This window comes from Synechococcus sp. 60AY4M2 (genome assembly GCF_002760375.1).
Taxonomy (GTDB): domain Bacteria; phylum Cyanobacteriota; class Cyanobacteriia; order Thermostichales; family Thermostichaceae; genus Thermostichus.
Window position 1 is genome coordinate 765143 of record NZ_AUMZ01000001.1, and the last position, 12379, is coordinate 777521.

The 12379-nt window shown below is 56.9% G+C and carries 12 protein-coding genes; 7 read left to right on the forward strand and 5 right to left on the reverse strand.

Annotated elements, in window-relative coordinates; translation table 11 throughout:
• Positions 1–248: 248 nt before the first annotated feature.
• Complete coding sequence (gene hisH, locus SYN60AY4M2_RS03315) at positions 249–899, forward strand: imidazole glycerol phosphate synthase subunit HisH (protein ID WP_011429853.1); 651 nt, start codon at positions 249–251, stop codon at positions 897–899.
• Positions 900–905: 6 nt separating this feature from the next.
• The gene (locus tag SYN60AY4M2_RS03320; protein WP_099812274.1) at positions 906–1367 is read left to right on the forward strand and encodes an EVE domain-containing protein; all 462 of its coding nucleotides are present in this window, start codon (positions 906–908) and stop codon (positions 1365–1367) included.
• 56 nt (positions 1368–1423) lie between these two features.
• Here SYN60AY4M2_RS03320 and surE read toward each other — a convergent pair whose 3' ends face one another.
• A complete protein-coding gene (gene surE / locus SYN60AY4M2_RS03325; RefSeq protein WP_011429851.1) occupies positions 1424–2203 on the reverse strand; it encodes a 5'/3'-nucleotidase SurE in 780 nt (259 codons plus the stop codon).
• A gap of 372 nt (positions 2204–2575) precedes the next feature.
• On the opposite strand from surE, the gene SYN60AY4M2_RS03330 reads away from it, so the two are divergent.
• Both SYN60AY4M2_RS03330 and SYN60AY4M2_RS03335 read left to right on the forward strand, forming a co-directional pair.
• Positions 2576–3241, forward strand: coding sequence for a Crp/Fnr family transcriptional regulator (locus tag SYN60AY4M2_RS03330; protein WP_011429850.1), 666 nt, complete (start codon positions 2576–2578; stop codon positions 3239–3241).
• A 42-nt stretch (positions 3242–3283) separates the two neighbouring features.
• Positions 3284–4153: an alpha/beta hydrolase gene (locus SYN60AY4M2_RS03335; RefSeq protein WP_099812275.1), complete on the forward strand. Its 870-nt coding sequence runs from the start codon at positions 3284–3286 to the stop codon at positions 4151–4153.
• Here the strand turns inward: SYN60AY4M2_RS03335 and SYN60AY4M2_RS03340 are convergent.
• Positions 4093–4695: a Ycf51 family protein gene (locus tag SYN60AY4M2_RS03340; RefSeq protein ID WP_240527706.1), complete on the reverse strand. Its 603-nt coding sequence runs from the start codon at positions 4693–4695 to the stop codon at positions 4093–4095. The two genes, SYN60AY4M2_RS03335 and SYN60AY4M2_RS03340, sit on opposite strands and share 61 nt — an antisense overlap.
• A gap of 147 nt (positions 4696–4842) precedes the next feature.
• On the opposite strand from SYN60AY4M2_RS03340, the gene SYN60AY4M2_RS03345 reads away from it, so the two are divergent.
• A complete protein-coding gene (locus SYN60AY4M2_RS03345; RefSeq protein ID WP_099812276.1) occupies positions 4843–5619 on the forward strand; it encodes a dynamin family protein in 777 nt (258 codons plus the stop codon).
• A 604-nt stretch (positions 5620–6223) separates the two neighbouring features.
• Positions 6224–6601, forward strand: coding sequence for a hypothetical protein (locus SYN60AY4M2_RS03355; protein ID WP_099812278.1), 378 nt, complete (start codon positions 6224–6226; stop codon positions 6599–6601).
• A gap of 14 nt (positions 6602–6615) precedes the next feature.
• On the opposite strand, the gene SYN60AY4M2_RS03360 is transcribed toward SYN60AY4M2_RS03355, so the two are convergent.
• The 3 genes from SYN60AY4M2_RS03360 to SYN60AY4M2_RS03370 all read right to left on the reverse strand — a co-directional run bounded on the left by SYN60AY4M2_RS03360 (position 6616) and on the right by SYN60AY4M2_RS03370 (position 9947).
• Positions 6616–7740 carry a putative peptidoglycan glycosyltransferase FtsW gene (locus tag SYN60AY4M2_RS03360; RefSeq protein ID WP_240527707.1) on the reverse strand — a complete coding sequence of 375 codons (1125 nt, stop codon included), beginning with the start codon at positions 7738–7740 and terminating at the stop codon, positions 6616–6618.
• Positions 7685–9094 carry a UDP-N-acetylmuramoyl-L-alanine--D-glutamate ligase gene (gene murD, locus SYN60AY4M2_RS03365; RefSeq protein WP_099812280.1) on the reverse strand — a complete coding sequence of 470 codons (1410 nt, stop codon included), beginning with the start codon at positions 9092–9094 and terminating at the stop codon, positions 7685–7687. The genes SYN60AY4M2_RS03360 and murD overlap by 56 nt, the downstream gene beginning before the upstream one ends.
• 76 nt (positions 9095–9170) lie before the next feature.
• Positions 9171–9947, reverse strand: a complete 777-nt coding sequence (locus SYN60AY4M2_RS03370; RefSeq protein ID WP_240527708.1) for a type 1 glutamine amidotransferase — start codon at positions 9945–9947, stop codon at positions 9171–9173.
• Between the two features lie 1478 nt (positions 9948–11425).
• Between SYN60AY4M2_RS03370 and SYN60AY4M2_RS03380 the strand changes: the two genes are divergently transcribed.
• Positions 11426–12376, forward strand: a complete 951-nt coding sequence (locus SYN60AY4M2_RS03380; RefSeq protein WP_011429841.1) for a DNA adenine methylase — start codon at positions 11426–11428, stop codon at positions 12374–12376.
• The last annotated feature ends 3 nt before the right edge of the window (positions 12377–12379 follow it).

Genomic DNA, 12379 nt, shown 5'->3' on the forward strand with positions numbered 1-12379 from the left:
CGCAAGCGGTACTGGTAAGCGGTTCTCATGATGAATGCATTGTACCTGTTGAACGCTCCCGCCTCTCATCCTGACTCTGGCCGGCCCGCCCCCCTACATCCCTCCGTATACGGGGGGACTGGGGGACTGGGGGGCTGGGATATAGGGGGGTACAGAGCGGGGCTTCCAGGACTACGTCCCGCTAGCGCGAACGGCGGATTAGCTAAAACCACTATACTGATAGGCTCTTGAAGGTTTCAGGAAAAGCCATGAAAGCCGTGCGCCTGGCGGTGATCGACTATGATGCCGGCAACCTGCATTCAGCTTGCAAAGGGCTGGAGCGGGCCGGGGCCGAGGTGCAGCTAGTCACAGAGCCGGCTGGGCTAGCGGCTTTTGATGGCCTTGTCCTGCCCGGCGATGGGGCCTTTGACCCAGCCATGCAGCAGTTGCGGGCGCGCGGCTTTGGGGAGGCAATCCGACAAGCCATCGAGCGGCAGCAGCCTTTCTTGGGCATTTGTATTGGTTTGCAAGTTTTGTTCGAAGACAGCGAAGAGGGGACAGAGCCGGGGCTGGGCATCGTGCCGGGGCGGGTGCAGCGCTTTCGACCGGAGCCGGGCCTGCGCATCCCCCACATGGGCTGGAACCAGTTGCACCTTACCCAGCCCGACTCTCCCCTTTGGGCAGGGATCCCCGAGCAAAGCTGGGTTTACTTTGTCCACTCCTACCACGCGGTGCCCAAGGATCCAAGCTGGGTGGTCGCCACCACCCAGCACGGCAGCCAAACCTGTGTGGCCGCCATTGCCCGCGGCACCTTGTTTGCCACCCAATTTCACCCCGAAAAGTCCGGCCCTGTAGGCTTGAAGATATTGCAAAACTTTGTCGAGTTTGTTGCCCGTCGCTTGCCTGCTGCCGGCGCCTAGCGTTTCATGAACTACTGGCTGATGAAATCGGAGCCCAGCGTCTACAGCATCTGGGATCTGCAGCGGGAGGGCCAAACTCTCTGGGACGGCGTGCGCAACTACCAAGCCCGCAACTACTTGAAGGCCATGCAGGTTGGGGATCGCGCCTTTTTCTACCACTCCAACGCCAACCCTCCCGGCATAGCCGGCTTAATGGAGATCGTGGAAACCCAGGTGGTGGATCCCAGCCAGTTTGATCCCACCAGCCCCTACTACGATCCCAAGGCAACCCCTGCAGCTCCCCGCTGGTACACGGTGCGGGTGCAATTCGTTGCCGCCTTTGGGCGCTTGATCCCTTTGGCCCAGTTAAGGGCCACTTTTACCCCTGCGGAGTTAGAAGTGGTGCGGCGAGGCACGCGACTGTCGGTGATGCCTGTTCCCCAGGCTGTGGCAGAACGGCTGCTGGCCTTGGCAGCCGTTCCCCTCTAGGGTTTCCCCTGGCTGCGATCCCGGCCAAGCCTGCTTGCCCTAGGCCATTTTTGCTTTCAAAAGCCAAAGGCTGAGAGGCCCCAGCGCTGCAAGCTCTCGAAAGCGGCGTAGGCCGTTAAATCCGGCTGCAGGGGCGTAATCGACACATACCCCTCGGCAACCGCCCGCACATCGGAACAGGGATCCACCTCCTCTTCCACCACCTCTCCTGCCAGCCAGTAGTAGGCCTTGCCGCGGGGATCTACCCGTTTCTCGTAGAGATCCGTGTACTTGCGCCAGGCCAGGCGGGCCAAGACCATGCCGCGTATTTCAGCCAACCCTAGCGGGGGGACATTGACGTTCAACAGCATCGGCTTCTCTAAAGGCTTCAGGCTCAGCTTCTCCAGCAGCATCAGCACCACCTGGGCCGCCGGCTGAAAATCCTGGTGGGTAAAGCTGGCCAGGCTCACGGCTAGGCTGGGGATCCCTTCCAGCAGCCCTTCCATGGCTGCCGAGACGGTGCCGGAATAGAGCACATCAGTGCCCAGATTGGCTCCCTGGTTGATGCCGGCAATGACCCAGTCAGGGGGCTGCTGCAGCAGACCGTCCAGGCCCAACTTGACGCAGTCCGAGGGCGTGCCCGAACAGGCCCAAGCTTGCACCTCTGGCGGAAACCCCTCCCGCACCGGATCCACTCGCAGCGGCTTGTGCAACGTCAAGGCGTGGCCGGTAGCCGAGCGCTCCCGATCCGGACAGACCACCGTGATCTGATGTCCACCCACCTGAGCCAGCGCAGCGGCCAGACATCGCACCCCCGCCGCCTGGATGCCATCGTCGTTGCTGATAAGGATATTCATCGCAGCCACCCCACACCTGTACTCAGACATCCACCAGTCTGACCCCATTCTGCGCCACCCCCTAGCTGGCTGAGTTCGGCGACAAGCTCTGAAAATTTACGGCTTCTTGAGGTTATTATTGGACGTAGCCTTTTGAACAATATCAGTAGAAACCCGATGTCGCCCCATAGGGTTCAGTGCCATTATGAAGCTAAGGTAAAGTAAGCCTGTAGGTTCTCTCCTCTTTGTTTTGCCCCCTTGCGGTTTCCCCATCCTCTCACGACTCCGTTCCGCGGACGCGAAGGCGAAAGCGTTGTGTTGCAACAGTAGCCAGGTAAAGCTGGGGAGTCTGTAAAACCCATCAGGTTGCTCGAGCGACAGGAAGTTGATCCCATGACACTTGTTTCCATCACATCGGCAGCAGAGGCTCAGGAATGGCGGGAACTCCGCCAGTGGGCCGAAGAGCACTACCGCTCTCGTACGTTTCCTAAAGATGTGCGCATTCCAACTCGTCCGGGATTGGTGTACATCCCCCAAGAGGGCGTGGTGCGCCTGGTCAGCCAAACGCCGGAGCGGCGGGAGGTTTTTGTCGGGTTTATCACGCCCGGGGTGCCCTTTGAGCTGAGCAACCCGGAGCGCTTTGAGCTAAAAGCCTGCACCCATGTCGATCGCACGACGGTGATGTGGTTTTACTGGCAGGATTTGGAGCAGTGGCCCTATCTGCACCAGAAAATTCAAGAAAGCTTCCGCCAGCAACTGCAACGCAAGTTGCTCTGGCTGGGCAACTTGGGCCAGCGTCGCGCCATCGACCGCCTGAAGGGCTTTTTGACCTTGTTAATCGACGAGTATGGGCAGCCCTGTGAGCAGGGGATGTACCTCCCCTGGCCCCTCACCCACGCCCAGATCGGGGATGCCATTGGTGCCACCCGCGTGACGGTTACTCGCCTGCTGGGATCCCTGCGCTCGAAGGGGTTTGTGCAGGTGCTGGATCAAAACTTAATCTGCATCCCCAACGGGGTGAAGCTGCAGCCGACGCCAAAAAAGGCGGCCAGCGCCTGACCCTGCGATTTCAGTGCAATTTCAAAGTGCTCTGGTAAGCCGATGGGCCTACAGCTCCACTGTCGTGTTTGGGGAGAAGGGATCCCTTCGCTGCCCATCCTGCTGCTCCACGGCCATCCGGGCAATGCCGACTGCATGGAAGTTTTTGCCGAGGCGGTGGCGGGGATGCACCCCTGTGTGGCGCCGGATCTGCGCGGCTACGGGCGTTCGCAGGTGCGGGATCCCTTTGAGATGTCGGCCCACCTGGAGGATTTGCAGGAGCTGCTGGATCGCCTGGGCTGGCGGGAGTGCCTGCTGCTGGGCTGGTCGCTGGGCGGGATCCTGGCCCTGGAGCTGGCCTTGCGGCTGCCGGGACGGGTCAAAGGCTTGGTCTTGGTGGCCAGCGCCGCCTGTCCCCGTAGCAACCATCCCCCCACCGATTTTTGGGATCAGCTCAACACCGGCATTGCTTCGCTGCTCAACTGGCTTTGGCCCGGCTGGAGTTGGAACATCAACACCTTTGGCCGCCGCTCTCTCTACCGCTACCTAATCCAGAGACATACCCCGAGAACCTATCGCTACCTGGCCCAGGCAGCTTTGCCGGCTTACCTGCATACCTCTCCTCAGGCTCGCCAAGCCCTACGCGCTGCCCTTCGACAGGGCTACAACCGCGAGGGAGAGCTGCACCGCCTGCACCTACCGGTTTTGATTCTGGCTGCGGAGCTGGATGGCCACATCACTGTTGCCAGCAGCCTAGCCACGGCCCGCCTTCTCCCTCAGTGCACCTGCATTGTCTATCCCAACGTGGCCCACCTCTTTCCCTGGGAGATCCCTGACCAGGTAGGACGGGATCTGCGGCGCTGGCTTAGCGCTCAAGACTGGGACAAGGGGGACTCTCCCAACCCACCCTCAGCGGAAGAAGCCGCAGCCTGAACCTGGGCCAGCTTGCGCAGCCGGGCAAAGGCCTCTTCGTCCAGGTGGATTTGCTGCTGCTGCTGTTCCTCCGGGGTGCGCAGGCGTTTTCCCAGCGGCTGTTGCAGCGTGCCCAAAAGCAAGGGCTCGGAAACCCCCGGCTCGGGGTGGATGACAGTGCGGGCTTGCAGGGTAAACACTGGCGAGCCGGTAGAGAAGCGACCTGGGGAGGCCAGATCGCTAGCTGCCTGCTTCAGCGTAAGGATCAGTTGCTCCGGGGTGATATCTGGGCTAACGGCAATGACCGCCCGCTCCGCCCCTTGGTCGTAAACCGTGGTGTAGGGAGCAGCCCCGGGGATGCGGGAGCGGAAAATGGGCCCTAGGCTCAGAGCAAAACAGCCTGCCGTTAGGACCAAGGTAAAGGCCGTGTAGCCCACCAGCGAAAACTTCCAAGGCCAGTTGCGGATCCAGGCCAGCAGAGTAACCAAAGCCAGCAGACCCGCCACCCCCAGCCCCACCTGGCTGGCAGAGGCGAAGAAAGATTGCAAAGAGCCATCCATCATTCGCAAACTACCTCTTGTTGACCCCAGAACTGCCGGCGGCTATGTGCATTTTAGAGCCATTTCTTTATGCTACTAAATCAGCATTGCTGGCAAGAAGGACGCTGAAAAAATGCGAAGAAAACGAACCACGGCACTAGCGAAAGGACTATGATGCCGGCGAAGCGGCTTGAGAGCTGTCGGCATGTCATCTTAACTCTATCTGAAGGAGCGCATCACAGGCTTGATTCTACGGATCCCTCGGTAGCCCTGCGGATCGCAGGAGAGTCACTGTTCACCCTTGGCAACCTCACTGCCGGGATCCTCAGCGAATACCACGACGTCATTAGCAGCTCTGTGCTGCTGGAAAAGCTGCAGGCCTTTCGGGTTGTCTACGAAGAGGCTGTTGCCCGCCTACAGAAGCCCTCCTTCCAGATTGCCACCATTGGCACCACCTCTTCGGGTAAATCCACTATTGTGAACGCCCTCATTGGCCGGAAAATCGCGCCTATTGAGGCCCAGGAGATGAGTGCCGGGATCCTGCGGATTAGGCACAGCGAGCGGAGCAGGCTAGTTATCCACAATACCGAAGGAGCTACCTGGGAATGCGGCACGTGGGAAGACCAGAGGGACGAAGAAATCTACAGCCGGCTCAAGCTGACGATGGAGGCCTACCACCAAGAGCGGCGAAAGAAGAGGAAGAAGAGGGATGAAGCGGAGGTGGGCATCCCTCAGGTAGACGTTGAGTGTCCGCTGCTGCCGGTCAGAAATCCTTTTCTGTTAGGCCTGCCTGAGGGCTTACAGGTCGAGATTTATGACTTGCCTGGCCTAAACTCAATTCAAGATAAACAAGCCTTAGGATTATCCAAGAGCATGTCAGCAAGTGCTTTAGCTTTGTTGCACTGGATTACTCTCAGACAGATTGGCAAGGACGGGAAACTCTCTTGAGAGAGCTAAAGGATGTCGTAGAGTTTCTCAGAGGTCAAACCAGTTTGATGGTCTTCTTGCTCAACAGGGTTGACATGCGGAATCAAACCGACAACCCTCTAGAGCAAAGGATCGAGGAGCTGAGGGAGGAAATTCAGGAGATTCTGGCTCTTCCAGAGCCGCCTTGCATCGTTCCTCTTTCTGCTATTGCACTCTTTTATGCTCAATGTGCCTGGGGAGCTAACTCTTCTGAAGCGTCGGATGTAGATCCCAGTACCAGGCGGTGAATGGTCAGCTCTCTTTATTAAAGACTGCTATAACTTCATTAAAGCCTCTACGAGAGGTGATAAGGAGCTGAGGTCGTGGCTACTTAACCTCGAGAACAGCATCGAGGGAGGACAGGAAATATCCGAATTTTTTCTCTGACCCAGCCCATCAGATCTCTGTTGAGCGCCAGGCCCACTGCCTATTGCTCAGCGATATTGCTCTCAAGGGTTGGGCAGTTTCCCTAGCGGCGGAATCCCAGCTTCTGCTTAAACATGGTTACCTTCAAGATGCTGTTGATGTCCTAAACTTCGAGGTCCCTCGTTTCCGGGAACTGAGCGAAAGGTGGTGTGCAGCTCTCTTGCCAGCGGATCGGCCTCAGCTCCGGACGGCCTACACGTACAAAGCTCCCGGCTTTGCTGGCCGCATCTCTAGCGAGCGCATCCAGCGCATTGCTCGTCTTTCTCCCTTCGACCGAGCCCTTACGCCGGAGCAGCGCTTCCTCAGAGAAAAGAACCTCTCCGTCGAGTTCCAGATGACCTATTTCCAAGAGCTGGACAAATCTTGGTATCTTGCCCAAGCTGCCCTGGCCGAATACTTGGATATCCTCAGCGAGCTCACGGAGCGCCTCGAAGGTCTCCAGTCTTTTGCTCACCTCTGTCGAGAGTTTAACCAGGCGGATCCCTACCGATTGATCCCCTCTGAACCCCCAAGTCCTTATCTACTGGCTGCCGAGTGAGAAGCTTACAGGCCTTAGCCCACCTCGCGGGCGGCCCGGACCAACAGCCCCGCCATGATCAGCCCCGCCAGGATCGAGCTGCCGCCGTAGCTAAACAGGGGCAAGGGCACCCCTGTAGTCGGCAGTAGGCCGCTGACCACGCCGATATTCAGCAGTGCCTGCCCTACCAAAAACATCAGACAGCCGCAGACCACCAGCCGGGCAGGCAGGTCGAGACAGCGCCGCATAACCCGCAAGCTGACCCAGGTGTAGGCGCTCAATAGCCCCAGGAAGAAAAGGGATCCCACCAGGCCAAACTCTTCTGCATACACAGCAAAGATGAAGTCCGTGTACTGGATGGGCAGGTAGAACAGCTTTTGTAGGGAAAGACCATAGCCTTTGCCCCACCAGCCACCTGAGCCAATAGCCAAAAGGCTCTGCACCAACTGGTAGCCGTCCCCCTGAGCATTCCCCCAGGGATCCAAAAAGGCTAAGATGCGCCGCCGCTGGTAGTCTTTGCTGAGAATGCTCACCCCAGCCGCCAAGATCCCCAGTCCCGCGGTAGCCAAGAGGGTAAAAAGGGGGAGCCCAGCCGTCCAGGCCATGACCCAGAGGGTAAGGCCGCAGATGGCGGTGGTACCCAAGTTGGGCTGGATGAGGATCCCCAGCAGCGCCAAAGCAAAGAGCCCGACCCAGACGCCGCGAAACAAGAGGGGATGGTAAAACCAACGGCCAAACACCCAGGATCCCTGCAGCACCAACAGGGGCTTGAGCAATTCCGCAGGCTGAATAATCGGGATCACCTTTAGATCCAGCCAGCGGCTGGCATCCAGGCGGGAAACCCCCAGCCCTGGCACGTGGGTGGCCCAGACCAAGCCAATGCCCAGCAGGCAGAGGATCCCCGCCCAGGGGAACCAGCGCTGCAAGGGGATGCGCACTAGGATGGTGAAGCAGACCAGCCCCAGCCCTGACCAGAGCACCTGGCGCTTAAAGAAATAGAGGCCATCGCCGGTAGTCTGCTGCGCCACCGGGTAGGAGGCGGAAAACAGCATCGCTAGTCCCATCCCCAACCAGACCAGCGTCAGCCAGCGCAGCCAGCGGGCTTCAGCATTCCAGGGATCCCACAAGGGCTTGGCAGCAGGCGCGGAAGTGGTGGCCACGGTGCTCAAAGCTGGAGTACTGGTCAAAGCTGGCACAAGCAGGCGAGAGCAAGACGGTGATGGGCTGGGCCAGATTGTCCAGGGCTTGCGCTAGGGAGCAAGCAGCTACAAAAGCCCTTTCCACCGCCACATCTAGCGTTGGCAGGATCTCGAGGTCAGTATAGCGGATCTCCTGGAGGGCCTGGGCCAGGGCAGGGGCAGCCTCCCCAATGAGCAACACGCGGGCCACCTTAGCCTGAATAAGCCGCAGCCAGGCTGAGGGGTCCCCCTGTTTGGCCCTTCCACCGGCAATGAGGATAATGGGCGGGGAGAGGGCGTTGAGCGCGACCCAGCCGGCCTCGTAGTTGGTGGCTTTGCTGTCGTTGACAAAGCGGATGGGGGTGGATCCCACCTGGATTTGGGCTACCCGCTCCAGGCGATGGGGCATGCCGGCAAAAGAGCGGATGGCTCCTTGAATGGCAGTGTTGGGGATCCCGGCCAGATGAGCAGCCGCTGCCGCTAGGAGCAGGTTCTGCAAGTTGTGCGAGCCAGGGCAGCGCTCGGCAAAATCCTCCAGCTCGGCTACCGCTTCTCCCTGGATGTAAAGAGTGCTCCCCCGCAGGAAAACATCCGCTTGCGGATCTTGCAGCGAAACCCAGTAGGTGTTTTCCCAGTCCTGCCGGCGGCGAAAGAGGTAGGGATCCTCGCCGTTGACCACCCGCCACTGGGCCCGCTGCAGCAGCCGCGCCTTAAAGCCGGCGTAGCGCTCCAGGGTGCCGTGCCGCTCTAGGTGATCGGGGGTGAAAGTTGTCCACACCCCAATGCGGGGCGGGCTGCCGGGGGAGCTCTGCATCAGGTGGCGGCTGGCTTCTAGTTGGTAGCTGCTCAGCTCTGCCACGATCCAAGCCGGCTGCCGCCGCCCTTGCCAGGTTTCTAGAGCCACTTGCGACAGAGGTAAGCCGATGTTGCCGCAGGGGATCCCTTCGAGCCCTGCCGCCTTGAACATCTCCGCCACCAGGGCCGTGGTGGTGCTTTTGCCGTTGGTGCCCGTGATCCCCACCCAAGGCAGGTGCTCAAGAAACGGCCAGGCCAGCTCCGCCTCTCCCACCACCTCGATCCCTTGCCGCCGCGCCTCTTGCAGCAGCGGGTGATCCCAGGCAATGCCGGGGCTAACCACCACTTGCTCCACCCCTGGCAGCAGTTGAAAAGGCTGGCCCAAGTGGACAGGGATCCCTTCCCGTTCCAGCTCCGCCTGCCGTTGCCGCAAGAGCTCCGAATCCTGCTCGTCCCAGACCCACACCTCTTTTCCCTGGGCCCGCAGCAGCCGTGCAGCCGACCAACCCGCGATCCCCAGTCCCAAAACCTGATGGCCCACGTCTATCCTCTTGGAACTTTGGCTTGCAGATCTGCATCTTACGGCTTTGGCCGCTCTCTAGAGCGCAGCGCGGGGCCTAGGGATCGGAGCGACAGAGAAAGGAGAGAACCTCGCCCATTAGACGGTTTATGGCTTGGTACTTCTCAGGGGAGGCTGAGAGGATCTCTGCTTCCGACTGCACATAGGTAGATGGCAACAGTTCGTTGCGGCAGTGGGAGACAAGCCCTTGCACCAATTCTGGCGTGGTTTCCAAGTGAAACTGGAGGCCGATCACTGAGCGTCCAAGCTGAAAGGCCTGATTCTCACAGCCTTCGCTTTTGGCAAGGTGAATTGCACCAGGGGGCAGCTCGAAGGTTTCCCCGTGCCAGTGAAAAACCTCAATCGAGGGCGGGAAGCGAAAGGTTAGCTCATCAGGGGGCTGTACCCCTCGTACCGGCCACCAGCCTATTTCCTTAACACGATTTGGAAACACTCGGCTACCCATTGCGCTGGCAATCAGTTGCGCCCCCAGACAGATGCCCAAAATGGACTTGCCGGCCTCGATGGCATTGCGGATAAACTCCTTCTCCTGACCTAGCCAAGGAAATGCACTTTCGTCATTGGCACTCATGGGGCCACCCATGACGATGAGCATGTCAAATTCATCTAGGCTCGGCAATCTCGTCGATTCAAAAAACCTTGTGCCCGTTACAGGGTATTCCTTGGCTTTGAGCCAGGACTCTATATAGCCCAGACCTTCAAAGGGCACATGTTGTAAGTAATGGACACGCATGCTGATTTCGATGACTAACACCCCAGCATAGCATAGCTCCTGTAACTTCCCTGCTGATCGTAGCATTCCTAAGATATTCATGATAGGAAAATCAAAATTCTGTTCCGTTGTATAAGGAACAAAAAGAATGCACCTGACTGGCCACTCCTCTTCTCTTAACCTCTGGCTCACTTCTTCTAAATACGCCCTAACCTATTTACAGCAACGATAGTCCGCCCCATCCCAAAAAATCGCTATCCTTTGTTCTTTTTTCTCAAGTCTTAAGTACTCTATAAACGCTCTCATGCTTTGAGAATCTGCCTTATTATATACTTGCAACAGAAACTCTCTCTTGTCATAATCTAATGCCCCAAAGTAACTTCGCCTCCCCCTGATATTCTTAATATCGGCCGCAATCTGTTCTCCTTTACCCCCCACCTCTATCCACAAAGGTAACCTCATAGCGGGTGACGCTCATCTACCATAAACACTGTTAGCTCCCCCTTGTCCATCAGGAGCTTCTACTCTTTTGCCTTATGCCGTATCTCTTTTTTTGAGCAACTGCTTCCTCATTCTTCTGGGACTGCCTCTTCTAAACTTTCCTTCAGCTCATCGCAATAGCAGCAGCTTTTTATTCGGGAGAGAGATAGGGCTTTGAGCCTCGATAAGCTAGAGCAAGTCCAGCAGCTCCTTGGTTTGGGAGTATAAGTTCCGGTTGCTGATAAAGCTTGATGACACTTGCAACACGTCACAGACCTAGGGGTGAGTATGGCCTTGGAGTGTTGTTTTGACAGCTAAGGCTTGCCCCAGCTCTCGGAGATCGGGGTTGCTGTCTACGAAATCCACGAGCCCCTGCATTAAATCCATCTTGCCCCCGATCACTAATCTGTATTAAGGTTGCTATGTGCTTCTGCAACAGCAGATGAAAACCACTGCTACTGGACTCCGGAGATCGGCTGGTTCTTGAGGGTGTGGCACCGACAAAAAGTAGAAACCACAGCCACCTACTTGCAGTGGTGGACTGCCGACGGGAATTTGCTTCTGGGGGAATTGAACAAGTAGGGCAGGAGCGGCAGTAGCAGCCCTCGCCCAAGTCCGTCAGGAACAGCAGCGCCTAGCCGCAAAGCTTCGGGAGTTGGGTGGCGATGGGAGAGCGCAGGGGTGGTGAAAACAAACGAAGCTGATTGTCTGTGAGGAGTTTTCTCTATGTCAGGAAAAAGAACAGCGCCTAAAAGTGGTGACGAATTAAAGCAGCGAGTTGTTGCTCTGGCACAATCTCTTGGATTGAAGACCAGCACGAAGGCTGTGGGGGCAACAGCGGTATATTGATGTGGTCATTAGCGATGAAAAAAGCGGCAAGCGACTGGGAGTGGAGTGTAAGTTTCAGGCGACGTCAGGCACAGCGGAAGAGAAGATCCCTGCAACCATTCAAGATATGGAGCACTGGCCTATTCCAGGGATCGAGGTAATTGACGGCGAAGGGTTTTCAAAGAACATGCAAGGATAACTGATGTCTACTGAGAAAGTGGTTTGGTTCAGCGATTTAGAAGATTGGTTACGTTTGTATTTTGGATTGTAACATGAGCGATTTGCTTCTTCCGCGACCTTTTCTAAAATGGGCCGGTGGCAAGACACAACTGACAGACGCCCTATTAGAGCGGATGCCGGTCTATTTCAGAACTTACCACGAGCCTTTTGTTGGGAGTGGCGCGCTTTTCTTTCGCCTGTATAGAGAATGCAAAATCAAACAGGCGATCCTTTCCGATATCAACGCTGAGCTGATAGATACTTACCTGGCTATTCGCGATCATGTTTGGGAAGTTATTCAACTACTCTCCGAATTTCCACACAATGAAAGTTTTTATTACCAGATTCGAGAGAAAGATCCTTGGTCAATGGGTCTTGTAGGACGAGCAGCGCGCATGATTTACCTGAACAAGACAGGCTATAATGGTTTGTATCGCGTCAATCGGCAAGGAAAGTTCAATGTTCCTTTTGGGCGATATAAAGCTCCAAAGTATCTAGACAAGGACAATCTTTTAGCTGCATCCCTTGCTCTACAAAATGTTGAAATTTTGTGCGTGCCATTTGATACGGTTGTTGAGAGGGCCAAGCCAGGCGACTGGGTGTATTTCGACCCGCCTTACGTTCCTGTCTCGCAAACATCAAACTTTACCTCCTATCATGCCAGTGGCTTCGGCCTAGAGGATCAAGAGCGATTACGAGACATTTGCATTGACTTAAGCAAGAATAAGGTGTACATCATGCTTTCTAATTCTGACACCGCAATCATTCGCTCTTTGTACGCTATGCCCTTCTTTGCTATTGATGAAGTTCAAGCAAACCGGGCTATCAACTGCAAGGGGACAAAACGAGGCAAAATCACGGAGCTAGTGATCACAAACTACCCTGTTGAAAGAGCGGTGCAGCTAGGCTTACTCGATCAGGGGTTGCCTTATTTGAGGGCCACCCAACACTCGCTTGCGCCTGCTGTCACTCCGCTGCGCTTCGCGGGGCAGGTGAGATCCTGAGGC